At 72.5% G+C, this 23,636-nt stretch carries 23 protein-coding genes and 1 pseudogene; 14 read left to right on the top strand and 10 right to left on the bottom strand.

The window, feature by feature from the left end; genetic code table 11:
* Positions 1-481: 481 nt before the first annotated feature.
* Entirely contained in the window at positions 482-1,105 is a 624-nt protein-coding gene (locus QWJ13_RS01450) for a TetR/AcrR family transcriptional regulator (protein WP_316519960.1), read from the bottom strand.
* Between the two features lie 57 nt (positions 1,106-1,162).
* Between QWJ13_RS01450 and QWJ13_RS01445 the strand changes: the two genes are divergently transcribed.
* Entirely contained in the window at positions 1,163-2,056 is an 894-nt protein-coding gene (locus QWJ13_RS01445) for an alpha/beta fold hydrolase (RefSeq protein WP_316519959.1), read from the top strand.
* Positions 2,057-2,442: 386 nt separating this feature from the next.
* On the opposite strand, the pseudogene QWJ13_RS34300 reads toward QWJ13_RS01445, so the two are convergent.
* Positions 2,443-2,586 (bottom strand): annotated as a pseudogene (locus QWJ13_RS34300) (uroporphyrinogen-III synthase); the annotation flags it as partial.
* Here QWJ13_RS34300 and QWJ13_RS01440 point away from each other — a divergent pair.
* From QWJ13_RS01440 to QWJ13_RS01420, 5 genes are all read left to right on the top strand, one after another.
* Complete coding sequence (locus tag QWJ13_RS01440) at positions 2,534-2,809, top strand: hypothetical protein (protein WP_432277457.1); 276 nt, start codon at positions 2,534-2,536, stop codon at positions 2,807-2,809. The pseudogene QWJ13_RS34300 and the gene QWJ13_RS01440 overlap by 53 nt on opposite strands.
* Positions 2,810-2,897: 88 nt before the next feature.
* Complete coding sequence (locus tag QWJ13_RS01435; RefSeq protein ID WP_316519958.1) at positions 2,898-3,356, top strand: hypothetical protein; 459 nt, start codon at positions 2,898-2,900, stop codon at positions 3,354-3,356.
* Positions 3,353-3,769, top strand: a complete 417-nt coding sequence (locus tag QWJ13_RS01430) for a cupredoxin domain-containing protein (protein WP_316519957.1) — start codon at positions 3,353-3,355, stop codon at positions 3,767-3,769. The genes QWJ13_RS01435 and QWJ13_RS01430 overlap by 4 nt, the downstream gene beginning before the upstream one ends.
* 31 nt (positions 3,770-3,800) lie before the next feature.
* Entirely contained in the window at positions 3,801-7,484 is a 3,684-nt protein-coding gene (locus QWJ13_RS01425) for a wHTH domain-containing protein (RefSeq protein WP_432277406.1), read from the top strand.
* 92 nt (positions 7,485-7,576) lie between these two features.
* On the top strand, positions 7,577-8,200 hold the full coding sequence (locus QWJ13_RS01420) for a hypothetical protein (protein ID WP_316519955.1): 624 nt from the start codon (positions 7,577-7,579) through the stop codon (positions 8,198-8,200).
* Here QWJ13_RS01420 and QWJ13_RS01415 read toward each other — a convergent pair whose 3' ends face one another.
* On the bottom strand, positions 8,201-8,662 hold the full coding sequence (locus QWJ13_RS01415) for a hypothetical protein (protein WP_316519954.1): 462 nt from the start codon (positions 8,660-8,662) through the stop codon (positions 8,201-8,203). It abuts the gene before it with no gap.
* Between the two features lie 438 nt (positions 8,663-9,100).
* Between QWJ13_RS01415 and QWJ13_RS01410 the strand changes: the two genes are divergently transcribed.
* Entirely contained in the window at positions 9,101-10,231 is a 1,131-nt protein-coding gene (locus QWJ13_RS01410; protein ID WP_316519953.1) for an alpha/beta hydrolase, read from the top strand.
* A 51-nt stretch (positions 10,232-10,282) separates the two neighbouring features.
* Here the strand turns inward: QWJ13_RS01410 and QWJ13_RS01405 are convergent, their stop codons facing one another.
* Positions 10,283-10,768 carry a universal stress protein gene (locus tag QWJ13_RS01405; protein ID WP_316519952.1) on the bottom strand — a complete coding sequence of 162 codons (486 nt, stop codon included), beginning with the start codon at positions 10,766-10,768 and terminating at the stop codon, positions 10,283-10,285.
* A gap of 427 nt (positions 10,769-11,195) precedes the next feature.
* Here QWJ13_RS01405 and QWJ13_RS01400 point away from each other — a divergent pair, with 427 nt between their 5' ends.
* The 3 genes from QWJ13_RS01400 (at position 11,196) to QWJ13_RS01390 (ending at position 13,688) form a co-directional block, all read left to right on the top strand.
* A complete protein-coding gene (locus QWJ13_RS01400; protein WP_316519951.1) occupies positions 11,196-11,369 on the top strand; it encodes a hypothetical protein in 174 nt (57 codons plus the stop codon).
* 41 nt (positions 11,370-11,410) lie between these two features.
* Positions 11,411-12,793 carry a diaminopimelate decarboxylase gene (gene lysA / locus QWJ13_RS01395; protein WP_316519950.1) on the top strand — a complete coding sequence of 461 codons (1,383 nt, stop codon included), beginning with the start codon at positions 11,411-11,413 and terminating at the stop codon, positions 12,791-12,793.
* A gap of 103 nt (positions 12,794-12,896) precedes the next feature.
* Positions 12,897-13,688 carry a DUF2785 domain-containing protein gene (locus QWJ13_RS01390; RefSeq protein ID WP_316519949.1) on the top strand — a complete coding sequence of 264 codons (792 nt, stop codon included), beginning with the start codon at positions 12,897-12,899 and terminating at the stop codon, positions 13,686-13,688.
* Between the two features lie 67 nt (positions 13,689-13,755).
* Here the strand turns inward: QWJ13_RS01390 and QWJ13_RS01385 are convergent, their stop codons facing one another.
* From QWJ13_RS01385 to QWJ13_RS01375, 3 genes are read right to left on the bottom strand one after another with little or no spacing between them, the layout of a single operon-like run.
* Entirely contained in the window at positions 13,756-14,547 is a 792-nt protein-coding gene (locus tag QWJ13_RS01385) for a class I SAM-dependent methyltransferase (protein WP_316519948.1), read from the bottom strand.
* Entirely contained in the window at positions 14,544-15,203 is a 660-nt protein-coding gene (locus tag QWJ13_RS01380; protein ID WP_316519947.1) for a hypothetical protein, read from the bottom strand. The genes QWJ13_RS01385 and QWJ13_RS01380 overlap by 4 nt, the downstream gene beginning before the upstream one ends.
* Complete coding sequence (locus QWJ13_RS01375; protein ID WP_316519945.1) at positions 15,200-16,114, bottom strand: aromatic prenyltransferase; 915 nt, start codon at positions 16,112-16,114, stop codon at positions 15,200-15,202. The genes QWJ13_RS01380 and QWJ13_RS01375 overlap by 4 nt, the downstream gene beginning before the upstream one ends.
* A 325-nt stretch (positions 16,115-16,439) precedes the next feature.
* Here QWJ13_RS01375 and QWJ13_RS01370 point away from each other — a divergent pair, with 325 nt between their 5' ends.
* Complete coding sequence (locus QWJ13_RS01370) at positions 16,440-17,168, top strand: hypothetical protein (RefSeq protein ID WP_316519943.1); 729 nt, start codon at positions 16,440-16,442, stop codon at positions 17,166-17,168.
* 20 nt (positions 17,169-17,188) lie between these two features.
* Complete coding sequence (locus QWJ13_RS01365; protein ID WP_316519942.1) at positions 17,189-18,472, top strand: radical SAM protein; 1,284 nt, start codon at positions 17,189-17,191, stop codon at positions 18,470-18,472.
* Between the two features lie 10 nt (positions 18,473-18,482).
* On the opposite strand, the gene QWJ13_RS01360 is transcribed toward QWJ13_RS01365, so the two are convergent.
* A complete protein-coding gene (locus QWJ13_RS01360; protein WP_316519941.1) occupies positions 18,483-19,298 on the bottom strand; it encodes a DeoR/GlpR family DNA-binding transcription regulator in 816 nt (271 codons plus the stop codon).
* A 143-nt stretch (positions 19,299-19,441) separates the two neighbouring features.
* Between QWJ13_RS01360 and galT the strand changes: the two genes are divergently transcribed.
* Both galT and galK read left to right on the top strand, forming a co-directional pair.
* Complete coding sequence (galT, locus tag QWJ13_RS01355; protein WP_316519940.1) at positions 19,442-20,590, top strand: galactose-1-phosphate uridylyltransferase; 1,149 nt, start codon at positions 19,442-19,444, stop codon at positions 20,588-20,590.
* Positions 20,587-21,720 carry a galactokinase gene (gene galK / locus QWJ13_RS01350; RefSeq protein ID WP_316519938.1) on the top strand — a complete coding sequence of 378 codons (1,134 nt, stop codon included), beginning with the start codon at positions 20,587-20,589 and terminating at the stop codon, positions 21,718-21,720. The genes galT and galK overlap by 4 nt, the downstream gene beginning before the upstream one ends.
* A 7-nt stretch (positions 21,721-21,727) precedes the next feature.
* Here the strand turns inward: galK and QWJ13_RS01345 are convergent, their stop codons facing one another.
* Positions 21,728-22,390, bottom strand: a complete 663-nt coding sequence (locus tag QWJ13_RS01345; protein WP_316519937.1) for an NADPH-dependent F420 reductase — start codon at positions 22,388-22,390, stop codon at positions 21,728-21,730.
* 268 nt (positions 22,391-22,658) lie between these two features.
* Positions 22,659-23,048 carry a hypothetical protein gene (locus tag QWJ13_RS01340; RefSeq protein ID WP_316519936.1) on the bottom strand — a complete coding sequence of 130 codons (390 nt, stop codon included), beginning with the start codon at positions 23,046-23,048 and terminating at the stop codon, positions 22,659-22,661.
* Positions 23,049-23,636: the final 588 nt, after the last annotated feature.

Below are 23,636 nucleotides of genomic sequence, written 5' to 3'. Positions count from 1 at the left end.
GCGCCGAGTTCAAGCCACGCCGAGTTGCTGACGGCCGACCCCCGCGAGTGCGGGGAGGACTCAAGATCATCTCCCAACCACTCCCAGATGATCGGCTGACCCCCGCGAGTGCGGGGAGGACTGCCCGGACACCGGTCTCGCCCGCCTCTCCTACGGCTGACCCCCGCGAGTGCGGGGAGGACTGCCGGGCGTCGGACAGGTCACCCGCCAACGACGGCTGACCCCCGCGAGTGCGGGGAGGACCCAGCGCCGGGGGTCGGTGGCGGCGGCCCGTTCGGCTGACCCCCGCGAGTGCGGGGAGGACCCTTCGCGACCTGGGGCGATGTGGCGGCTTTGCGATTTCTTTGCACGTCTAAAGCGTGTGGAGCTGTTGAGGTGTCAAAGGGCCTGCGGAGCATCCTATGTGTCTGTGTCGCATGCCCGCGGTGGTCATCGCGCAGCCGCCCTTGGCGGGCTGGCGCCAACCGTTACCGCCGGGCCCTCACGCGTAGGCGCCGCGGCTCGGGGTGGGGAAGATGCGGCCCAGGTGGTAGTGCAGCACGGCGACGGCCTCGTCCGCCGTCCGCTGGTTGAGGAGCACGCTGAGGCCGAGGCCGGCGGAGACGGCGAGCAAGACAACAGCCTCCTGGTGGGGATCCAGACCAGGGGCGGCGGCCCCATCCCGCTGGGCGGCGGTGAGTTGGGCGGCCAGGAACGCCTCCATCTCACTCGGTGCGGCCAGGAACTGCTGCCCTCCCAGCCCCGGATCGGTCACGGAGAGCACCGCGTACTCGGTGTAGATCAGGTGGAAGGCCCGGCTCTCCTCGTCCGTGGGCACGGCCTCCAGCAGCACCGCCTCGATGATGCCGCGCGGGTCCGTCGCACCGCCGCGAGCGCGCACCCGACGCTGCACGCGCTCGCCCATGCGGGTGGCGAGGCGCTCCATGGCGGCGAGGAGCAGCTGCTCCTTGGTGTCGAAGTAGTACTGGACCAGCCGCACCGACACGCCCGCCTCGACGGCCACCGACCGCATGGTGACGGCATGCAATCCGCTGTTCGTCGCCGATCGCAGCAGGGCGTCGATGATGTGGGCCCGCCGCTCCTCGTGGTCCACCAGTTTCGGCATCGGGTCCCCTCGCATCCTTTTGTGGTACAACCATACCATCAACGAGGGGGAGGGATCATGACCAGGACCAGCGTCGGACACTTCGTCAGCGAGTCGGCCCGGACGAAGTTCCTTGCGGCGTACGACCGGGCGATGGAGCTGTGGCCGGGCCCGCGCGAGGAGTTGGACGTCGAGACCGCCTACGGCACCGTCCACGTCCACCGTTACGGCGCCCGGACCGGTGAGCCGGTCGTGCTGCTGCACGGCCACGCCGGGCACCCGTCCAACTGGTACCCGCAGGTAGCGGCGCTCGGCGAGCACCACCCCGTGTACGCGATCGACACCCTGGACGACCCCGGTCGCAGTGTGCAGCGCGCCGTGGCCGCCGGGTCGGCGGAGAACGCGGCGTGGTTGGGGGAGGTGTTGACCGGCCTCGCCCTGGAGCGGGTGCACCTGGTCGGGGTCTCGTACGGCGGCTGGCTGGCGCTCAACCAGGCCATTCACGCGCCCGAGCGGCTGGCCTCGGTCACGTCGCTCGACCCGGGCGGGATCGAGAAGGTGTCCGCCCGGTTCTACCTCCACATGGTCGGCGGCCTGTTCGGTCTTCTCGCTCCGCGCCCGCTGCGTCCGGCGGTCGGGCGGCTGCTGGCGAACCCGGCGCTGAGCGCGCCGCGCGAGATGATCGCGCCGCTGATGCTCGCGATGCGCGGCTACAAGCCGAGCAGCCGTCCGCCCGCCAGGCCGTTCACGGACGAGGAGTTGGCGTCGATCCGGCTGCCGGTGTCCGTCCTGGTGGGCAGGCGCAGCGCGCTGCTGCGGCCGCGCCAGGTGGTCGAGCGGGTCACGGCCTGCATCCCCGGAGTGCGGGCGGAGATCCTGGAGCGCGCCGGGCACGGGCTCAACCTGGAGCAGCCCGAGGCGGTCAACGACCGCCTGCTGGGCTTCATCGACGGGATGCTCTCAGGCCGCTGAGCGCAGCGACGTCGCCACCCGGGCCTCGTCGTAGCGCCGCAGCGCCAACTGGGCCACGGCCGGGCCGGGTGGGCGCCGAGCGGGGCGCTCGTCCAGGCGGCTGGGACAGCGCGGGCGCGGCGGGCGAAGAAGCCGGGGGAGAGCAGGTAGTTGGCGAGGGCCACCCGGGGGTGGCCGGCCGCCTGAAGGTCGGCGGCGGCGCCGCGCGGGCTGTGCTGGTGGCTCTCGCCGTCGACCGGGGCGGCGTTCCCATGAAGGGTCAACAGACCTAACGGTAACGGGACTTCGCGATGCGAGTGGCATGGCAGGGTGTCCTCGATCAGTCGGACCAGCGAGCCGATCCGGCCGCGCTCGGGGTGGATGGCGGGCAGGCCGAGTGCGGTGAGCGGTCGGGCGCACAGCGCGCCGACGCAGACCGGCAGGACGTCCGCCCGCGGGGCGCCGAGCAACGGCTCGTAGGCGCCCTCGGCCTTGGCCATGGCGAGCAGCGCGGCGATCGCGGACGCGCTGGTGAAGGTGAGGGCGTGCACCTGGCGGCGGTCCGCCGCACTGATCGGGTTCGCGGGGGCGGTCGGGGCGGTCGGGGCGTTCGGCGGGGTGCTGGTGAACCTGGCGTTCCGGCAGTCCTTCCTGGCCGGCGGCAACGGGGACACGGCGTACGCGGGGTTCCTGCTGACGTACGCGGGCTGCTCGGCGCTGACCTGGGCGGTGTGGCGGCGGCGGGGCTTCGCCCGGCGGGGCCTGGCGCGGTAGCGGAGCACGTTCGGACGGCCCGGCGCGCGGGCACTCGGCGGGGAGATTAGCGTCGGCCGCAACACGTCCTCGGACCAGGAGGTTCGCAGTGCAGCGGTGGATCACTCTGGCGGTACTCACCTCGGCCCTCACCGGCCTGACCGGCCTCACCGGCGCCGCCGCGCCCGCCTGGGCCGACGACGAGCCGGCCGCCACCAGCGTCACCCTCGGCGAAGCGGCCAGGATCGACCCCAACGCCGCCGGCCGGGTCCGGGTGGAGGTCGGCTACGTGTGCACGAACACGGAAGAAGCCCGTTCGCTCACCGTCTCGGTGGAACAGAAGAACCCGGAGGACGCCACCGCCACCGCCTTCGGCTCCAGCCGGACGGCGGAGACGGACATCGTCTGCGACGGGACACCGCAGACCCGGGAGGTCATCGTCCAGTCCAAGACGTACAACTGGCTCCCGGACATCGACGCCATCGTCACCAGCACCATCTCCGACATCGGCGCCACCCCGCCCGCCGCCGCCGACGCCAAGCGGGTCACCCTGGTCGCCGCTGAGTGAGGCGCTCCCGCGTCCGGGCCATCGCCCTGACGCTGCTGCTCGCAGCCGGTCCCGCCCTGACCGGCTGCGTCAGCGCGTTCATGGTGCCGGGGCCGGAGGAGACCAGCGGCTCCGCCGTCGCGGTCGTGCCGCCGTCTCCGGTCGCCGACTCGCCCAGCCCCTTCGCGGGGACGGCGGCGATCCGTGACTTCGCCTTCGACCCGGCCGGCTTCACCGTGAGCCCGGGTGCGGTGGTGACCGTGACCAACACCGGCACCACCGCGCACACCCTCACCGCCCAGGACGGCAGCTTCGACACCGGGCCCGTCGCCCCGGGGGCCGCCGTTTCCCTGACCGCGCCCGGCCAGCCCGGGGCGTACGCGTACGTGTGCGGTTTCCACCACTTCATGCGCGGCATTCTGACGGTGGGGTGAGGGGCGCTTGCCCTACGCTCGTGCCCTGCACATGGGGAGGGCGCAAGCGGTGGTGGAGAACTCGTCGAACACGATGAATGGCACGGTGCACGGGACGAACGTGCAGGCCGAGTACATCGAGAACGTCTACGTGGGCGTGGGCGTTGACCAGGCGCCTGCTGCCGAGGCCGACGAGTGGGTGCGTGCGGCCGCGGACTCGCACGTCTGGAAGCACATCCAGGAGGGGCGGGAGGTCGAGCCGTACCGGCGCGTCGCGCTGGAGGCCGTCGGTGAGCTGGCCCGGATGCGGGACTCGGCCGACCTGAAGGACGACCCCTGGCAGGACCCGGGGATCGCCGTGCGCTTCGCCGCACGCGTCGACTGGCTGCTCGGCGACGACCGCCTGGACCTCTACCCGGCCGAGGCCGCGCTGCTGGCCGTGCTGCCGTTCCTCTACCGGGTCCGCTCGCTGCGCCTGGCGGAGTCCCGGGCTTCCGTCCGCCCGACCGACTTCCGACCGTCGGCGGAGGCGGACAGCGCCCGTGCCTCCTACGAGCAGTTCATCGAGTCATACGACCTGCTGACCCGCCGCGCCTCGGCCGCTCCGCTCGGCTGGTGGCTCTTCCACCGCTGGCTCGACCAGCACGAGGACCTCGCCGACCCCGAGGGAGTGCAGGAGATCCTCGACCGGCTGCCGATGCTCGCCACCCTCCAAGAGACCTTCGCGAACGAGCGGGTGTGCACCCTGCTGCACGGCCTGCGCCGGGGCCCCGACGTCGGCAGTCGCGACCACCTGGCACATCTGCGGGTGGACAACCACCTCCGGGCGCCGGGCGGACAGCACCTCCAGGAACAGCGGCTGGCCCTGCTGCTGGCGCTGGCCTACGGGACCGCCATCGAAATGACGGCCCTGCCCGAGATCGTGGCCGAACACCTCGGCATCCCGCACGAGGTCGACCTCGCCGGCCTGCGACGCACGCTGGACGAGGCCGCGTGGGGCGGCTCCTACGACCTGCCGGTCCTGCGCGCCGAGTGCCACCACGAAGCGGTGGTCGAAGGCCTGCGCGAGTACACGGCCCGGACCGACGAACTCCTCCACGCCGTCCGTCGCGTCCTCACCTCGCACCCGCTCCCCACCCGCCTCACCTCGGACGAAGCCGCCCCCGCCGCCGGCGCCTTCACCGGCTGGGCGCGCTTCCGCCTGGACGAACGCCGGGTGCGCAGCCTGCTGATGGGCGTCGAGCTCTACCGTGACCGGGACTTGGCCGTCCGCGAGCTCTATCAGAACGCCTTGGACGCTTGCCGGTACGCCCGAGCCCGGGTGCAGTACCTGGACCGGTCGCGGAACTCCTGGCTGAGTGGTCCGCTCTCCTATGACGGCCTCATCCGGTTCCGCCAGGGCGTGGACGAGAACGGCCGCGCCTACCTGGAGTGCGAGGACAACGGCGTCGGCATGGGGGAGGAGGAGCTGAGAGGCGTCTTCTCCAACGCGGGCGCCCGCTTCGCGGAGCAGCTGGACTTCAAACTCGAACGCGCGAAGTGGCGGAAGGCCGAGCCGCCCGTCGAGCTGTATCCCAACAGCCGCTTCGGCATCGGCGTCCTGAGCTACTTCATGCTCGCCGACGAGATCCGGGTGACGACCTGCCGCATGGACGCGGACGGCCGGTTGGGCCCGAACCTGGACGTCTCCATCTACGGGCCCGGCCACCTGTTCCGGATCCTCCCGCTGCCCGAGTCGGCGGGGAAGCCCGGCACCACGGTGCGGCTGTACCTGCGGGAGGACATCGACCTCGGGGAGTCCTGGTCGGCGCTCGATGTCCTCGAACGTGTCCTGGGGATCGCGGAGTTCCGCACCACGGCCGACCACGACGAGCGACATGTCGAGTGGGAGCCCAAGGTGCTGCGGACCAGGAAGAAGTCGTCGAGGGAGGAGTTCGGGTACCACGCATCGGGCACGGTCGCCCCCTGGAAGAACGCTCCCGAGGGCGCGCAGGTGACCTGGTGCGAGGACGGCGGAGCCCTGCTGGTGGACGGCCTGTTCGTCGAGCCCTCGGCTCCGGGGGAGCTGGTGGGCCCTGGGAGCGGACTGGCCGGCGTCGTCGTGAACCTCTCGGGGGAGTGGTCGCCGAGCAAGTTGTCAGTCGACCGTCGCCTTGCCATCGACGACGTATCCCACCCGATTCGCCGGCTCCTGACATCGGCGGCTGTCGATCTGGTCGAGGCGGACTCAGAACTGCTCAGTATGGAATGGCTCGCGGAGGTGATGGCCGCGAATGCCGACCTCGCGGACATCGTGGCTGCCGAGTGCGTTCGGCAAGGTCGATACTTCGAGTATCGAGGCTGCGGATTCGACACTCCGCGGACAGGGTGTTGCCCCATGGATGTCGAATTGCTCGATGCGGTGGGAGTTCCGGTGCTCGGCAGGGACAGATTCCCTCTGCGCGGTGTGCCGGACGATTCAGTGGTTCTCTGGAGGCTCCTGGCGCATGACCGGAAGGAGGAGTTGACGGCACTCGCGGAGATCTGGCCGGCGCTTGAGACGGCGGGCCGTCCCCGTGTGGCGGCGCCCTCCGATCAGCCCTCCATGAGGATCCACAATCACCGGAGCGGGTATCCGCCGCGCCGCCGGAGGTCTGCCGTCCGCGGGGGCGGCGGTCAGACGGTGACGGTCAGCGCGTTGGTGGCGGCAGCGGACGGACGGACTGTCGCCGAGGCGGCCGCGGACTGGTCGAGGGATGGTGCGAGTGTTCCCCGGGCTGTGCTCGACCTGGCGCTTGCCGTCGAGTCCGATCCGCTGTTCCTGAAAGGGGCAGAGGAGGGGCGAAGGATCTGGGGGTGGCCGGAGCCCGGTGAGGTTCTCGCCCCTGGGTACGTGGCGAGGATCAGCGTCTCGACGGGTCTTCCCGTCGCCGAGGTCGCCGAGCGCATGGCGGCGTACGGACTTGAAGCCGACCTTGAAGGACTTCCCGATCTGCCCTCGGATGACGTGGCGGTGATACTCAGCCGCCATCTCAACGGGACGTGGCCCTGGCTGAGCCGGGCGGACACGGTTCCCGCCGCGCACGTGCTGCGCGCGGCAGACGCGACGGGAACCGATGTCGCCGAGGCGCTCAGGGCTCTTGCACGGCTCGGGTTTCCGATTCCTCGGATGCCACGGGATGCCACGACGGAGGATCTGAGCCTGTTCAATGGAACGCGCGGCTGGGGAGAGCCCGCGGACGTCGAATTCCGACACGTCTTCAGTCTCTTGAGATCAGGAGAGCGAACCCTGGAAGAGGTGGTCGGCCGGTATCGCTCCTATGGCTCGCCGATGTTCCTTCCGGGCCCGGCCACGCGCCTCGATCGGGAGCTGTTCCGGTTCAACGGCGCCCTTCACTGGGGCGCCTTCGCGATGGGGGAGGCAATTCCCTTCGCCAGGCTGATCACGGCGGCGCACGAGCTCCACCGGACTCCGGAGGAACTGGCCCGCCATCTGAAGTCCCGGGGCATCGCCGTGTCCACTGATGCCCTTCCGGCTGAACTGACGCATCGACAGGCCTTCGACTTGGTGGACGAGTTGCCCTCCACGGCCCACAGGCCGATGTGGCTGGCGCCGCTCCTGAAGATCTCCCGGCGCACCGGCCGATCGATCCCGCAGATGGTCGACTGGTACCGCGAGTGGGGCATCGACGTCCCCGACATCGCCGAGGCGATCCGCGACGCGCTCGCCCGCGTCCCCATGGCCGACCCCGCCTGACCACCGAATTCACCCGTGAACAGGGCTGCTGCAACGCGCCTCCTTGTTCTACAGTTCTGTAGAACTACACGGGGCGACGATCGGGGACGAGCATGGACAGGCCGCTTCGGCTGCCGCAGCAGGATCGGGCGGACTTCGAGACCGAACTCGGGCGGGCGCTCTCCGCTCCGCAGGTGCGGGCCGCGTTGCGGGCCAGCGGGGACGAGGTCCACGGGGTCGAGCGGCTGCGGCGCACCGCGCGGGAGAGCGCGGAGTTCGTGCTGGCCGCGGCGGCGCCGGAGTACGAGCGGTACGTGGTGCTGCGGGCGGATGCGGACGCCGTGGCGCGGCTGCCGGTGGACGCTCCTTCGCGGGACCGGGCGTCGGGGTGGTGGGGGGTGCTGGGGCTGGTGGTGCCGGTCATCGCGGTCGGGGCGGCGCTGATCTTCCTGGTGCTGGGCGCGCTGCTGGGGCTGGCCGAGGACCTGGAGGTGCTCTCCCGGGCGCTGGTGGACGCCGGATGGGTCTCTGCCGGGGCGGCGGCGGTGAGTCTGCTGGTGGGCGGGGCGGGGCTGCTGGGGACGGCCCGGTCGAAGAGGGCGGAGGCCGGGGAAGTGGCGGGCGGGCCGGATGAGCTGGTGCTGGCGCGGGAGGCCTGGCGGTCGGCGCTGGCGGAGCGCGGGCTGCTGCCGTACCTGCTGGCGCAGGCGAGCGCGGTGGACGGGCGGCGGCGCTGATCAGGCCCGGTCGAGTCTCGTCGCGTGGGCGGCGTCGACCAGGAGCTGGGCGGCGTCCGGGGGGATGGCCAGGCGGCGGGCGATCCAGGGGGCCGGGCGGCCGGCTCGGGCGAGCATCCAGGCGGAGTACAGGTGGCCGAGCTGGGGCGCGTTCTCGGCGAGCAGCAGGGGGCGGACGGCTTCCATCGGGAAGCCTTCGAGGGCGCGGGCGCTGTACTCGCGGCCGTTGGGGCCGGGCGGGGGCAGCGGGAGCGGGCGGCGGAGGTCGAGCCAGCGGCTGAGCAGCACGGCGCCGACCACCAGCAGGCCGGTGCCGGAGGCGCCGATCAGGATGCCGCCGATGACCGGGCGGTCCTCCTCCTCGGCCATGCCCAGGGCGATCTCCTCCAGGACGAGCAGGCCGAGCACGGTGAGCAGGACCGCGGCCTCGGCGGGGCGCGGGTGGGTCCGGGGCGTCGTCATGCGGAACCTCTTCCTCGGCAGGGCGGCCGGGGGTTTCGGGCGGGCGCGGCGATTCACCTTCCGTACAACGCCGGTGGGCGGCCCGGGGCACGCGGCACGGCTCAGGTGGCGTAATCGCGAATCTGAGTTGACGGTGCGTCAAGTGTGCTGGGCGGACGGCGCGTTGGCCGAATGTTGGAGGCTCGGATATGGCCTCCTTCCGGTCGATCGCGCCTGTGTGGTGCGTTCGTCGACGGGTTTCATGGTGCCATGGCTCCCGGTCAGCATAGCCCGAGCATGCCAACTTCGACAGGCTTGTCGAAGTTGCCGGACGCCCCCGGAAACGGCGGCCCCGAGGGGTCCCGCCCCGGCGCCGTCCCGGGTGCCGCCCCGGTCACCCCGCGTGCGGGGCGCCGGTTCCCCTGCTGTGGTCCACAGTGGTAGGGGAGGCCGGGACCGATGGGACTCACCAGCCACAAGCTGCTGGCACTGATGGCACTGCTCGCGGTGTTCACGGTGCTCGGCACGCTGTGGGTCTGGCCCCGGCTGGCCGTCCGCAGCTGGCCCGCGATGTTCCTGCGGCTCGGCACCATCGCCGTCACCCAGCTGGCCCTCCTGTTCACCCTGGGGCTCGCCGTCAACGACTACTTCGTCTTCTACTCCAGCTGGTCCGACCTGCTGGGGCACGAGCACGGCACCGGGGTGATCAAACAGGCCGCGGGCGCCGGGGCGAGCCGGGCCGGCGTCCAGGTGCTCGGCCCGGCGGAGATCACCGGCGTGGGGACGGCCAGCCGCGATCCGGCCCGGATCGGGGTGCTGGAGCGGGTGCGACTGCCCGGCGCGACCACCGGGCTCAGCACCGACGGCTACGTCTACCTGCCCCCGCAGTACTTCCAACCGGGCGGCGAGACACGGCACTTCCCGGCCGCGCTGGTGCTGACCGGCTTCCCCGGCGACGCCACCAACCTGGTCACCAAGCTCCGCTACCCGGCCGTCGAACTCGACCTGCTGCGCCACGGGGCGATGCGACCGACCATCCTGGTGCTGATGCGGCCCTCGCCGACCATGCCCCGGGACAGCGAGTGCGAGGACATCCCGAACGGCCCGCAGGCGCAGCGCTACTTCACCACCGACGTGCCCGCCGACCTGCGGGCCTCCTACCGGGTGCTGGACGGCACCGGAAGCCTGGGCATCGTCGGCGACTCGACCGGCGGCTACTGCGCGGTCAAGATGGGCATGGAGCACCCGGAGGTCTTCCCGGCCGCGGTCTCGCTCTCCGGGTACTTCAAGGCGGCGGAGGACGCCACCACGGGCGACCTCTTCGCGGGCAGCCCCCAGCGCCGTGCCGAGGCCGACCTGAACTGGCGGCTGGCCCACCTGCCGATGCCGCCGCTCGCCGTGCTCCTCGCGGACAGCAAGGAAGACGGCGGCACCTACGCCGCCTCCAGTGCCTTCGCCGCCGCCGCCCGCCCGCCGCTGGTGGTCGCCCAGGAGACGGTCGACACCGGCGGCCACAACTTCACCACCTGGGACCGGCTGCTCCCGCCCGCCCTCACATGGCTCAGCGCCCACCTGCGTGATCCGGTGTGACGGCCGGGTCCGAGCGGGTGGGCGCTGTTCAAGCGGGCCTTCAGCAGGCCTTCAGCGGGCCAACAGGGGCAGTGGCGCGCCGGTTCGGGCCGGGAGTTCGAGGCGGGTGAGCAGGGCCGAGGGTGAGACCTCGACTACCGGACAGCCGGCCCGGTGGCGGCAGTGGCGGGCGACCGAGCCGTACCGCAGCCGGTCCAGTCGGCGGCGGGTGGCGGCGCCGAGGACGAGCAGGTCCTGCGGGCCGGTGACGGCGCCGACCAGCGCGGGGCCGGGCTCGCCGTTGACCACCAGCGGGTGGATGACCAGGTCGGACGGGTAGCCGCCGTAGGCCTGCTCGAAGGCGACGTCGAGGCGCCGGCGGGCGGCGTGCTCCAGCTCGGAGCGCGGGCGCAGGCCGTCCCGCTCGTTCACGGCCCAGACGGCGACGGGCACCAGCACCGCCTGGTGCCGGGCCGCCTCGCCGACGGCGTGGTAGAGGGCGGCCAGACTGCTCAGTGATCCGCTCAGGCCGACGATCACTCGGGTGGTCCCGGTCATGGCCGTTCGCCTCCACTTCTCCGGCAGAACTCTCCGTCGGGTGCTGCCGGTTCGGGTTCTTCCGGTTCGGAACTCCTTGCTTCGGATGAGTCCAGTGAACCCCGGAACCGGGTCCTCCGCACCGCCGCTGACACCGTCATGACGCAGGTCCCCCACATCTTGACGGCCCCCTGACAGGCCGGTCGGGCGCTCCGGCTCCGCGCCCAACGCCCGTACGCCGGGCCGTTCCTGACGACTCCCGGGCGCCGCCGGGCGGGCCGCTGTCAGGAAGGCGTCAAGGATCGGGGCCGGGACGTACGCCCTGCGTCAAGGAGGGGTGCGGTCGGTGTGCGGAGGGCCTCCACTGGAAGGGGGCGGTCGTACGGGCCGCCCGCCCGTCGAAGCCTGTCGAAGCCTGTCGAACGAAAGCCTGCCGAAGGGACCTGCCATGACCACCGCCACCGCCGTGATCGACGTCGACGAACCGCTGGAGCGGACCGTCCGCCTCACCCCCGTCGCCTGGCGCCAGGACCACCCCGAGCCGCCGGAACCGTCCCCGGCCGCCGACCGGGCGCGCACCCGCCCGGCGCACTGCCGGTTCGCCGTGCACTACGAGGACTGATCCGCCTCCGACCCGCCCGTCCGCCCCCAGGAGGAGCCGCCATGACCCAGCTCATCGCCCCGCCCGTCCCCGCCGCTCCCGGCACCACCTCCGCCCCCGTCGACGCCTCCGCCCCCGTCGACGCCCTCGGCGGTCCCTGGCCGGCCTCGGCGCGGCCCGGCCGGGGAGCCGCCGATCTGCTGGTCGGCGGGGTGGGGCTGGCCGAGGCCGCCGAGCGGTTCGGCACCCCGCTGTACGTGCTGGACGAGGCCGAGGTCCGGGCCCGCGCCCGGTCCTACCGGCGGGCGCTGCCGCACGCCGAGGTGCTGTACGCGGCCAAGGCGTTCCTGTGCAGCGCGATGGCCGACTGGGTGGAGAGCGAGGGCCTGGGTCTGGACGTGTGCTCGTCGGGCGAGCTGTGGCTGGCGGTCTCGGCGGGCTTCCCGGCGCAGCGGATCCTGCTGCACGGCAACGCCAAGTCCCCGGAGGAGCTGCGGCTGGCGCGGCGGCTGCGGGTGGGGCGGATCGTCATCGACGGCCCGGCGGAGATCGCCCGGCTGGCCGCGCTGGTGGCCGCCGACACACCGCAGAAGGTGCTGGTCCGGGTGGTCCCGGGGATCGCGGCCGGGCACCACACGGCGGTGCGCACGGGCGTCGGCGGGCAGAAGTTCGGCTTCCCGATCGAGGGTGGTGACGCGGCGGACGCCATCGCCCGGGTGCTCGACCAGCCGGGGCTCGAACTGACCGGCCTGCACTGCCACTTGGGATCGCAGATCACCGAGTTCGAACCGTACCTGGAGGCGGTGGACGCCCTGGTGCGGCTGCTCGCGGCGGTGCGGGACCGGCATGGCGTGGAGTTCCCGGAGCTGGACCTCGGCGGCGGCCACGGCATCCGCTACCTGCCCGGGGACACCGAACTGGACCTCGCCGAGTTCGCCGTACGGGTGACCGACCGACTGGCGGCGCGCTGTGCCGAGGCCGGGCTGTCGGTGCCCCGGCTGATCGTCGAACCCGGCCGCGCGATCGCCGGACCGGCTGCGGTGGCGGTCTACCGGGTGCTGTCCGTCAAGCACACGGCGGACGGCCGCAGCTTCGTCGCGGTGGACGGCGGCATGAGCGACAACCCGCGCCCGGCGCTGTACGGCTCGCCGTACACGGTCCGCCTGGTCGGCCGCCGCTCGGAGGCGGGGCAGGCGCGGGCGGACGTGGTCGGCCGTCACTGCGAGGCCGGCGACGTCCTGGTCAGGGACGCCGCCCTGCCCGCCGACCTGCGCCCGGGGGACCTGCTGGCGATGCCGGCGGCCGGCGCCTACCAGCTGTCCATGGCGTCGGGCTACAACCTGGTCGGCCGCCCGGCGGTGGTGGCGGTGAAGGACGGCCGGGCGCGGCTGCTGATCCGCCGGGAGACGGTGGAGGACTTCCGGCTGCGGGAAGTCGGCCGCTGAGGGACGCGCGTGCGCGGGAAGTCGGCCCGGCCGACTTCCCGCGCACGGCCGTGGTCGAAAAATGCAGGTGAAAGGGGTCGCCGCCGCCGGTAGGGTCCGGCGGGTGACGAACTGGTGTGAGATCTACGAGAGTGACTGCGCGTTCCCGGCGGGGCGCGAGCTGGACGACCTGGTGGCGGAGCTGGCGGACGCGCTGGGGGACCCTGACCCGGAGGTCAGGGACGGCTACCCGTACGCGGTGCTGGACTGCTGGATCCGGCGCGGGGTGATCGACGCCGACCGGTGTCTGGCGCTCGGCGATCTGATGGCGGAACGTTTCACCGATCCGCGGATCGAGGCCCGGACGTTCGCCCCGCTCGTTCTGGGGATGATCGTGGGCCAGGGCCACCTCCGGCCGGAGTGGCTCGACGCGTTCGCCGTCTGGTACCGCTCGGAGAGCGACCTGCGGGGCCGTGACGACGAGCTCGGCTGGCTGCACGCGGTGGCGCACGGCGCCGACCTGCTGGCGGCCTGCGGTCAGCGGCCCGAGGTCGACCCCGCACCGCTGCTCGCGCTGGCCGCCGAGCGGTTGCTCGCGCCGACCGAGTACCTGTTCGCGGAGCGGGAGGACAACCGGCTCGCCAGGGCCCTCGCCCTCGTCCTCACCCGCCCCGACCTGACGCCGGAGCGGTCGACCGGCTGGCTGTCCACGATCGGGGAGGCCCTCGTCGGGATGGAGCGCGGGCCGATGCCCGTCTGGGCCTCCAACACGAGCCGCACCCTGCTGGCCCTGTACGTCCTGGCGGACCTCGGAGTGCCGACGGAGCGCGGCGGCCGGCCCGTTCCGCTCGCCCACGGCGACGCGGTCAAGGCGCGCCTGGCCGAGGTGCTGAAGCCGGTGTTCCCGTACGCCTGAGAGGGCGAGGACAGCGCGAGAAGTCGGCCCGGCCGACTTCTCGCGCAGGTGTGTCCAGGCGTCGGGCTCAGGACGGTCGGCGCCCCCAGCAGGTGACCATCATCCAGGCGGTGTCGGTGAAGGCCGGGTCGTCCAGGTGCGTGACCGCCGCCGCGATCTGCTCGGCCGTCATGAGCCCGGTGGCGATGAGCCCGGGGGTGGCCTGGGCGAAGCACCGGCGCCAGAACGCGTTCTCCTTCTCGTCCGTTCCGCACACGGCGACCCGGATGGTCATGCCGATGTCGGTGAGGCCGGCACGGGCCATGGCGGCGGGGATACGGCGGGCCCAGGAGTGGTCGGTCCCGTGGGTCCGGGCCAGCAGGGTCTGGCAGGCTTCGAGCAGCGCGGCGAACTGCGGATACGGGGACGCGGCGGCCGGGAGGTAGGTGGGGTCCTCGACCACGATCCATCCTCCGGGCGCGAGCCAGTCGGCCATCCGGTCGAGGGCGAGCTCCGGATCGGGGAGGTGGCCGAGCAGGGCCCGTGCGTGCACCAGGTTCCGGGAGCCTGCCGGGAAGTCGTCGCGGGTCACGTCGTGCCGGGCGACCGTCATGTTGACCGGCGTGGGCGACTCCTCCAGGAACGCGGTGTCGAGGTCGGTGGCCGTGACCGAGCCGTCGGGGCAGCGGGCGGCCAGCCAGCGGGCGATGGAACCGTGGCCGGCCCCGGCCTCGACGCACTGCCAGTGCGAGGCGACACCGAGCCGTTCGAGGACGGCGATGGTGCTCGGATCGCTGAGCTCCTCCAGCAGGCGCAGCCGTTCGCGTTCGCCTCGCGTGCCGTGGGCGAGGACACAGTCCTGGTAGACCGGGGAGCTCATCGTTCACCTTCCAGGTGTCGGGCCACGACGGGCGTGAAGTCCCCGGCACAGGTCAGCTCCAGGCGGCTGCCGGCGGGGGAGCGGAAGTAGAGCACGGTCCGGCCGCCGGCCTCCGGGTCCTCGTGGGGGTTGTAGCCCCCGCCGTCCGGGCGCATGGCCGCAGCGGCGGTGAGCAGTGACCGCAGGTCGTCGAGCAGGCGCTCGCTCGGGGCGTCGACCATGAGGGCCGTGTGACGCTCCCAGTGGTGCCGGCGCTCACCGTCGACCACCGGCTCGGTGGCGGACGTCGGCGGCAGGCAGAAGACCTCCGCCCCGGCCGAGTCGGGGCTGAAGGCGTGGACGATGGTCACGTCGAGCAGCTCCTGGCCGAGACCGTAGCGGTCCGCGAGACGACGGCGCACGACGACGCTGGGCACCGAGGGCGCCGGGCTCCACCCGCGTCCGAGCAGGTACGTACGGACGTCGTCCACGGCGGCCGGGAAGACGAGGGTGGCGACGTGGTCGACGCGGCAGTGCGCGGCGATGGTGCCGACGGCCTCCCCGTCGATGTCCGGCCCACCTGCCAGGACGCGCAGCACCCGGGGCACGTCGGTGTCGGCGGCCCGGCGCAGCAGTCCGTCCAACTCGGCGGCGTCGGCGGGATGGAGGACGCTCACGGCCGCCGGCCCGGGTCGGTCATCGGGCTGTTCCACTCGCGCATCAGCGCGACCAGCCGGCCGCAGTAGCTGCGCTCCGCCTTCACGTAGCTGCCGCCGCCCGCGCCGAACGACCAGGCGATGGCGTTCATCTCCTCCTCGTCGTGGGAGGGGGTGCCGCGGAAGAAGGCGGCCAGCCGGTCGTTGACGCGCGGGAACCGCCCGGCGGGCAGCCGGAGGGCGTAGATGCCGACGCGCTCGATCGCTCCGGTGGAGATCCGCAGCGTCACCGAGAAGGTGTGCCCGTCCGGGGCCGTGAAGGCGACCATGTCCTGGAGGGTCGTCTCGTCCGGCACCCCGGCCCGGGACAGGGCGAGCAGCCGCTCCGCCACCTTCGGACCGAGGCCTTCCCGGGTGCGGAAGTACAGGTTGGCCGTGTCGTGCTGGTAGTCCACGGCCACGTGCCGCACCGATGTCAGGCCCAGCTCGTGGAGGCGGCCGCGATGCCGGCGGATGGCGTCCGGAACCCCGGGGACATCGAGGATCTCGTCCAGCGGCCGGATCCCGCCCAGGTACACCCAGGTCTTGACCAGGCCGTGGACCGCGTCGAAGTCGCACAGCTCCGTCGAGCCCTCGTACCGGGAGCTCCAGGCGGAGATCAGGCCGACGCTCGGACTGTCGGGACGGAGGAGGCCGGCCCGCACCCCGATGCGCACGGTGTCGACGGGGACGCGGTCGTAGAAGCGGTAGTTCAGCGCACCGCCGGGCTTGTCGTTGGTGCGCCACAGGACCGCTCCCCGGTGGAAGCTCTCCTCGTAGGTGTCGAGCACCCGGCGGGTCATGGGCGGGGAGTGGTCGATGCCCAGCAGGTCGGTGGTGGCCTCGATGTCCTTGAGGAATCGAGACGGAGAGAAGTCGCCGGCAGCCGCCATCAGGGCCTCCGTTCGTTCGGGCGGGGGCTCCGCAACCCTGTGTCGGCTGCCCGATCCACCACCAAGATCGTCCTTCCGGGCGATCCAATCATTCCGAAGATCGATTCGCCAGGGTTCTCGGCGGTGTGCGGGGCCGTGGCTCCGAGGTGGCCGAATGAGATCGCTTCTGTCGGTTCGTCGGCTGGGATGTGTGAGAAATGTGGTGCGAGCGCGTCCATTTGTGGCGGGGCGCTGTTAGGCTGCGCGCCTGAATCCCCGCTCATCGGGATGCGACCGACGTTGGAACAGGGCGTGAAGGTTCGCCTGACGACACCTGAGGAGCCACGTGAGAACCGATGATCTGCCCTTACTGTTCGAGGAGTTGGCCCGCAGATTCGCGGACGTGACCGGCATGTCGGTGGCGGCGACCGGGTCGCTCGCGCGTGGTGACTTCCGCACCGAGTCCGGTGCCGAGATCCTCTCCAACCTCGATCTGGTCCATGTCGTGGCCGATGACGCCGATGTGCCGGCGATCCGTGCCGAAGTGGGCCCGATCATGCGGGACATCGCCGACGGCTTCCGGCTGGAGACGACGTCCGTGATCGCCAGGCTTCCGGCGTTCCGGCGGGCCGGGCACGCCCACTACCGGATCAGCATGCGGCCCGAGTGGTTCTGCGACGGCCTCGGGCTCGGACCGGAGGGCTTCGACCTGCCCGGCGACGACGATTCGCAGACGGCGCTGGCCTGGATGACGCAGCCCGTCCCGTACTACCTGGCGAAGGCGACGATCGTGGACCCGGCGACCAATCTGGCCAAGGCCCGCAAGGCCGCGCTGCGGCTGGCCGACCGCTTCGACCTGGCGCTGATCCGCGACGACCTGGACAACCTCCCACGAGCGCTCGGCGCGCTGGTCGCCGAGCGCGGCATCACCCCCCTTGAGTCCACCGCCCGCTACCTGGACGCGCCCACGCATCCGGCCATCGCGCAGATCGTCCGCGACGCCGTCTTCGTCGAGAGCATGGGCCTGTCGTCCGCCGACTCGATGGTCGTCCTGCTGCCGTCCGTCCCGAACTGACCACGACCGGAGAGCACTTCATGTCCACCCGGCAGCATGTGGAGATCCTTCCCCCGCACCCGCTGCGGGCCGGCTACGACCGGTCCCTGGAGCGCGGGTCGATCGCCGACGACTTCCAACGGCGCCTGGAGCCTGGCAACTTCACCCCCGGCTACCTCGATGCCCTGACCGTGCGGGTCGAACAGGCCCTGAGGCAACAGCCGTCGGACGAGACGATGCGCTGGCGGCTGGCGTTCCTGCTGCTCCAGAACAACGCCACCGCGGCCGCCGTCGAACGGGCCGGGGAGCTGCTGGCCGGCGCCACCCTTCCGCAGGCCGTCCGGCTGGCCCACCTGGTGGCCGGGATCCGCGGCCGGGCCGAGCTGCCGCGCACCGGCCGGCGGGTCCGGCGGGTCAACTGGTCCATCAACAACCGCTGTCCGATGTCCTGCCAGGGCTGCTACAACCCGTTCGCCGCGGAGCAGATCGACCTGGCCCAGGCGGATCGGATCATCGGGAAGCTGGCCGCGCACGGCACCACCGATCTGGTGCTGGCCGGTGGGGACCCGCTGCTCTGGCCGCCGATCTTCGACGTGGTGGACCACGCCATCGACGCCGGCCTCAAGGTCGGCCTGGACACCACCGGTTACACGCTCACCGCCGAGAAGCTGGCCCGGCTGCGCGGACTGTCCTCGCTGCGGCTGCCGTTGGACGCCGTCACCGCGGACGTGCAGCGCGCCTTCCGCCGCAGCCCGGACGACAGGCTGCTCGACGCACTCCTGGAGTCCCTCGCCCTGTGCGACGCGGAGGGCTTCGACCGGGTGCGCGTCCACACCGTGGCGAGTGCCGAGAACCTGCACCAACTGCCGGAACTGGCGGCCGAGATCATGTCCCACCCGTCGGTCGCCCAGTGGGTGGTCTTCCAGTGGTGGGGGCGACGGGCGTCGCCGGCCACGGTACGCAGGCTCGGGGTGGCGGTGGAGGACGTCCGCGCGGTCCTGGCGGCGATCCGGCGCGACTTCCCGGACCGGGAGATCCACCTCGCGGAGAGCAGCGAACGGGAGCTGCTGAACTGGATGATCCAGTCGAGCGGGCAGGTGGTCACGTTCGGGTCGGGCCCGGAGGAGGAGTTCATCCTGGGCAATCTGCTGACCGACGAGGTCGAGGAGATCCTGACCCACCCGATCCTGGACTTCGAGGCGATGTCCCGCGGGATTCCGGTCACGCCGGGGACGGTGTTCGACCCGGCGGAAGGCCCGGCGGAGGGCCCGTCGGCCGGCTCGGTGGAGGGCTCGGCGGAAGGTCCTGCGGCGGGCTCTCGGTAGCCGGAGCCGGTCAGCCGGTGTGGCCGGCCGGCGCCACGATCAGCTCGCCGACCAGTTCGGCCGCCGCCGCCCGCTGCTCGGCGGGCAGTCCGTCGTCGGTGACCAGGACGTCCAGCTGGTCGAGCGCGGCGAAGGAGGCCAGGCCGACCGCGTCCCACTTGGTGTGGTCGGCCACGACGACCACCCGGCGGGCGGAGCGGAGGAAGGCGCGGTTGGTCTCCGCCTCGGCCAGGTTCGGGGTGGTCAGCCCGGCCTCGGGGGAGAGCCCGTGGCAGCCCAGGACCAGCAGGTTGACGTGCAGCGAGCGGATCGCCTGGTCGGCGACCGGCCCGACCAGCGCGTCCGAGGGGGTCCGGACGCCGCCGGTGCGGATCACCGTGGCGGTGGCGGGGGTGCTGTCCTCGGCGGGCTGTTCCAGCAGCTCGGCGATCCGCAGCGAGTTGGTCACCACGGTGAGGCCGTCGACCGCGCGCAGCTGCCGGGCGACCGCGAAGGTGGTCGTCCCACCGGCCAGCGCGACCGCCGAGCCGGGCGGCACGAGGGCGGCGGCGGCCCGGGCGATCGCCTCCTTGGCGGGCAGCTCCCAGCGCGTCTTGGCCTCGAACCCGGGCTCGCCGGTGGCCGGCGCGTCGACCCGCACCGCGCCGCCGTGCACCTTGTGCACCAGGCCGCGGCGGGCCAGCGCGTCCAGGTCGCGGCGGACCGTCATGTCGGAGACCCCGAGGTCGCGGACCAGCTCGGCGACACGGACCCCGCCGCGGACGCGGACCTGTTCGAGGATCAGCACGCGGCGCTGACCGGCGAGGGGCTGGGCGCTGTCAGCCATCGGGGGCCTCCTCGTTCTGGTGATCGGCTCGGTGAGCGGTTCTGGTGGATAGTGTTCGAGAGTGTAGCTTTATGTTGATTCCGATGACTCCGATGACTCCAATGGCTTAAGACTCCAATGGCTTCACTCGAAGGAAGAAGGCCATGCCCGGGACGTCCCTGACCCAGCCCACCACCGTCAGGACCGTGACCACCCTCGCGGACGGTCGGCAGTTGATCTACTACGACAGCGGCGCCACCGCTCCCCGGCGCACCGTGGACGAACGGCCGCTCGACCCGCGGGCCCCCGGCTCCGAGGTCCGGCTGGACCCGGCCACCGGCGACTGGGTCACCATCGCGGCCCACCGCCAGTCGCGCATCTACCAGCCGCCGGCCGAGGAGTGCCCGCTCTGCCCGTCCCGTGGCGGGCGGCTCAGCGAGATCCCGGCCGAGGACTACCAGGTCGCCGTCTTCGAGAACCGCTTCCCCTCGCTGGCCGGTCCGCCCGGCACTTCGGCCCCCGCGGCCGAGGGCCTGTGGACCAGCGGCCCCGGCGCCGGGCGCTGCGAGGTGGTCTGCTTCACCGCCGACCACGAGGCGTCCTTCGCCGACCTCACCCCCGAACGCGCCCGACTCGTCCTGGACGCCTGGACCGACCGCACCGCCGAACTCTCCGCACTGCCCGGCGTCCGGCAGGTCTACTGCTTCGAGAACCGGGGAGCCGAGATCGGCGTCACCCTCGCCCACCCGCACGGCCAGATCTACGCCCTGCCGTTCACCACCCCGCGCACTGCCCGGATGGCCGCCCGCGCCGCCGAGCACCGGGCCGCCACCGGCCGCAACCTCTTCGACGACCTGCTCGCCGCCGAACGCTCCGCCGGCCTCTCCGCCGAACGCTCCCCCGAACTCTCCGCCGAGGGCGGACGCGTCGTCCTCGCCGGGGACCACTGGACGGCCTTCGTCCCCTTCGCCGCCCGCTGGCCGTACGAGGTGCACCTGTACCCGCACCGCCGGGTGCCCGACCTGACCGCCCTGGACGAGCGGCAGCGCAGCGAATTCCCCGTCCTCTACCTGGAGTTGCTGCGCCGCTTCGACCGGCTCTTCGGCGGCGGCCGCACCCCGTACATCTCCGCCTGGCACCAGGCCCCGGCCGGGCAGCGCGACGAACTCGCCCTGCACCTGGAGCTGTTCACCATCCGCCGCACCGCCGACAAGCTCAAGTACCTCGCCGGGGTGGAGTCCGGCATGGACGCCTTCGTCAACGATGTCACCCCCGAGGACGCGGCCCGCCGGCTGCGGGAGGTCGCCGCATGAGGACGTTCGAGCAGCTGTACGGCCGTCCGGCCGAGGGGGAGTGGGCCGCCCCCGGCCGGGTGAACCTGATCGGCGAACACACCGACTACAACCTCGGGTTCGTCCTCCCGATCGCCCTGCCGCGGGCCGTCCGCGCCCAGGCGGCCCGCCGGGCGGACGGGCGGCTCCGGCTCTGGTCCCGGGGCGGCGAACCCGTGGTGCTCCGGGTCGACGACCTCACCCCGGGCTCGGTGCCCGAGGGGGCCGGCTGGGCGGGCTACCCGGCGGGCGTGGTGTGGGCGCTGCGCGAGGCCGGACATCCGGTCGGCGGAGCGGACGTCCGGCTGGACAGCGACGTGCCCAGCGGAGCCGGGCTCTCCTCCTCCGCCGCGCTGGAGTGCGCCGTCGCCGCCGCCTACAACGAGCTGTACGGGCTCGGGCTTTCGGCGCCGGAGCTGGCGGTGCTGGCGCAGCGGGCCGAGAACGCCTTCGTCGGCGTGCCCTGCGGGATCATGGACCAGATGGCCTCGATGTGCTGTCGCCCGGGAGCCGCGCTGTTCCTGGACAGCCGGGATCTGACGGTGCGTCAGGTACCGGTCGACCTCGCGGGGGCGGGCCTCGCGCTGCTGGTGCTGGACACCCGGGTGAAACACGACCTCGGGGACGGCGCCTACGCCGCGCTGCGGGCCGGCTGCGAGCGGGCCGCCGCGCTGCTCGGGCTGCCCGCGCTGCGCTCGCTCCAGTCGTCCGGACTGGCCGAAGCGATCGCCCAACTCCCTTCGGAACTTGTGCCGTTGGTGCGCCACGTGGTCACCGAGAACGCACGCGTCGAGACCGCCGTCGCCCACCTGGACGCCGGCGACCTCGCCGCGCTCGGCCCGATCCTCACCGCCGGCCACGCCTCACTGCGCGACGACTACCAGGTCTCCTGCCCGGAGACCGACCTCGCCGTCGAAGCCGCCCTGGCCGCCGGCGCCCACGGCGCGCGGATGACCGGCGGCGGCTTCGGCGGCTCGGTCATCGCCCTGGTGGACGCGAACGCGGCCGAACGCGTCGCCGCCGAGGTCACCGCCGCGTTCCGCGCCGCCGGGTACACCGAACCGCGCACCCTCACCGCCGTCCCGGCGGAGGGGGCGCGTCGGCTCAGGTAGCCGTCCGTTACGCCTTGTGGGCGTCCGGGCGCTCCGGAGAGGCCTCCGCGAGCGCCCGGGTGACCGCCTCGACACCGGCGCGCAGCCCGTACACCGGGGTGGCCGGCTGCTGGCGCCACGACTCGTCGATCCCGCCCGCGTCCACGGTGTCGAAGCCCAACTCGTCGACCAGCGCCCGGACCACCCGCTTGGCCGCCTCGTCGTCCGAGGCCACCGGCACCGCGATCCGCTCCGGGTCGCCCGCCGGGCGCGGCCGCTCCAACAGGTCCTGGGCGTAGGTGCCGTTGAACACCTTCACCACCTTGTGCCCCAGGTGCTGCTCCGTCCACCGGCTCTCGGTGACCCCGCCGTCCTCGATCGCGTCGATCCGGCCGTCACGCTCCTTCGGGTAGTAGTTGCCGGTGTCGATCACCGCAACGCCCTCGGCTGCGCCGTCCAGCAGCCCGGCGGGCAGGTCCGGCACGCTCTTCAGCGGCACCGTCACCACCACGACCTGTGCCCCGCGCGCGGCCTCGGTGGCCGTCACCGCCTTCGCCCCGGTCTCCTCGACCAGCGCCTTGAGCGTCTCCGGGCCACGGGAGTTGGCCACCGCCACCTCGTGCCCCAGTGCCGTCAGCCGCCGGGTGAGGTTGCCGCCGATGTTGCCCGCGCCGATGATGCCGATCTTCATGGGAAGTCCCTCTTCGCGAGTGCGTGATCAGTCCGTCGCCTTGGCCCAACCGCCCGGCGGCGTCCGCGATTCCCGTTCGGGAGGGTGGTTTTCCCGGGCCTGTCGAAGGAAGCGGGAGCACTGGGGTTGACGGTCATCTCACCCGGCTGGAAGGCGCCGCCGTGCACCGTGGGGTGCTCACCGGTTGAACGGTACCCGTCGCGGCGGTGACGCCCCGGCCGCCCACGTGGCACGCTCGGCTGGGAGACCGGGGCCCGCCAACCGCGTCCTACAGCACGGCGATGGTGAACGACGCGCGCACGGGGTGGCCGTTGTTGACGGGGACGACGGTGATGGCGTCCCGGCGGCTGTCGCACGACGTGGTGGGGGCCCCCAACACTTCGACGCTGGTGGTGCCGACCCCACCGTTGGCGAGGATCAGGGCGCTGGGGAGGTTGATGCCGGCACTGGGATTGACGATGACGCAGTAGACGCCCGGGTGCACGGTCTCGAAGCTCTCGACCACGTTCTTCTGTCGCAGCAGGTCACCGTGGAAGTCCACCGCGGCGGCGGCCCTGGCGTTGGGGGCGATGATCTCGGTCGGGGTGGCGGCGGCCTGGCCGGTGAAGACGGCCGAGAGGGCGATGACTCCGGCGAACACGGCGACGGTACGACGCATGATGGCCACTCCTTGGATGGTGCCACAGCGCAGCGCGCCGAGGCGGGCCTGAGGGTTCGCCGTTGACGATAGCGGCGTGTGCGGAGCGTGCCGCCCGCTCGCCAGCAAGGCCATTCGATCGGGTGATTCGCTGAAGCGCGTTGACGGGCCTGCACTCCGGCAACAACAGCTGTACCGCCCACTGAGCAGAACCGAACGAGGGAGGGGCCGATGCAGCGCCGAGGCCAGGGCTTGGGGCTCCTCACGAAATGATCTCCGAGGGGGCGGTTCCGGGTGTGGTCAGGCAGCATGGGGGTGATGAACTCGGAAGAGCCGGTGCCTCGGGAGTTGAAGGCCCTCGATACGGCCTCGCTGGTCAGGCTTGAGGAACGGGCATGTGGGCTCCGGCTCAACCAGCGGTTGGACCCGGCATGGGTGCGGGCGAATGCTGCGCCCGATGGGGTGCACTACCTGTGGCCGGCCGTTTGGAACAGCCTGCCCCACCGCCCCGGCGTTCCACGCCAGTTGCGCTGCGAACTGCTCATCGCGCTTCATGCGGGGGAGTGCGTGATGAGCCTGTTGGACGTCCTGCCTGGTGACTTCGCCCCT

The organism is Kitasatospora brasiliensis (genome assembly GCF_032654805.1).
GTDB classification, from domain to species: domain Bacteria; phylum Actinomycetota; class Actinomycetes; order Streptomycetales; family Streptomycetaceae; genus Kitasatospora; species Kitasatospora brasiliensis.
Note: the sequence above shows the minus strand (reverse complement) of the source record. Positions and strands in the feature narration are given on the sequence as shown.

Bases quoted from the DNA above. Each gene is read 5' to 3' on its own strand.
- QWJ13_RS01410 (WP_316519953.1), top strand. From the start codon at position 9,101: ATGGGACTCACCAGCCACAAGCTGCTGGCACTGATGGCACTGCTCGCG.
- QWJ13_RS01400 (WP_316519951.1), top strand. From the start codon at position 11,196: ATGACCACCGCCACCGCCGTGATCGACGTCGACGAACCGCTGGAGCGG.
- QWJ13_RS01445 (WP_316519959.1), top strand. From the start codon at position 1,163: ATGACCAGGACCAGCGTCGGACACTTCGTCAGCGAGTCGGCCCGGACG.
- QWJ13_RS01405 (WP_316519952.1), bottom strand. From the start codon at position 10,768: ATGACCGGGACCACCCGAGTGATCGTCGGCCTGAGCGGATCACTGAGC.
- QWJ13_RS01425 (WP_432277406.1), top strand. From the start codon at position 3,801: ATGGGGAGGGCGCAAGCGGTGGTGGAGAACTCGTCGAACACGATGAAT.
- QWJ13_RS01415 (WP_316519954.1), bottom strand. From the start codon at position 8,662: ATGACGACGCCCCGGACCCACCCGCGCCCCGCCGAGGCCGCGGTCCTG.
- QWJ13_RS01340 (WP_316519936.1), bottom strand. From the start codon at position 23,048: ATGCGTCGTACCGTCGCCGTGTTCGCCGGAGTCATCGCCCTCTCGGCC.
- QWJ13_RS01440 (WP_432277457.1), top strand. From the start codon at position 2,534: ATGGCGAGCAGCGCGGCGATCGCGGACGCGCTGGTGAAGGTGAGGGCG.
- galT (WP_316519940.1), top strand. From the start codon at position 19,442: ATGCCCGGGACGTCCCTGACCCAGCCCACCACCGTCAGGACCGTGACC.
- lysA (WP_316519950.1), top strand. From the start codon at position 11,411: ATGACCCAGCTCATCGCCCCGCCCGTCCCCGCCGCTCCCGGCACCACC.
- QWJ13_RS01450 (WP_316519960.1), bottom strand. From the start codon at position 1,105: ATGCCGAAACTGGTGGACCACGAGGAGCGGCGGGCCCACATCATCGAC.
- QWJ13_RS01420 (WP_316519955.1), top strand. From the start codon at position 7,577: ATGGACAGGCCGCTTCGGCTGCCGCAGCAGGATCGGGCGGACTTCGAG.
- QWJ13_RS01365 (WP_316519942.1), top strand. From the start codon at position 17,189: ATGTCCACCCGGCAGCATGTGGAGATCCTTCCCCCGCACCCGCTGCGG.
- QWJ13_RS01360 (WP_316519941.1), bottom strand. From the start codon at position 19,298: ATGGCTGACAGCGCCCAGCCCCTCGCCGGTCAGCGCCGCGTGCTGATC.
- QWJ13_RS01345 (WP_316519937.1), bottom strand. From the start codon at position 22,390: ATGAAGATCGGCATCATCGGCGCGGGCAACATCGGCGGCAACCTCACC.
- QWJ13_RS01385 (WP_316519948.1), bottom strand. From the start codon at position 14,547: ATGAGCTCCCCGGTCTACCAGGACTGTGTCCTCGCCCACGGCACGCGA.
- galK (WP_316519938.1), top strand. From the start codon at position 20,587: ATGAGGACGTTCGAGCAGCTGTACGGCCGTCCGGCCGAGGGGGAGTGG.
- QWJ13_RS01375 (WP_316519945.1), bottom strand. From the start codon at position 16,114: ATGGCGGCTGCCGGCGACTTCTCTCCGTCTCGATTCCTCAAGGACATC.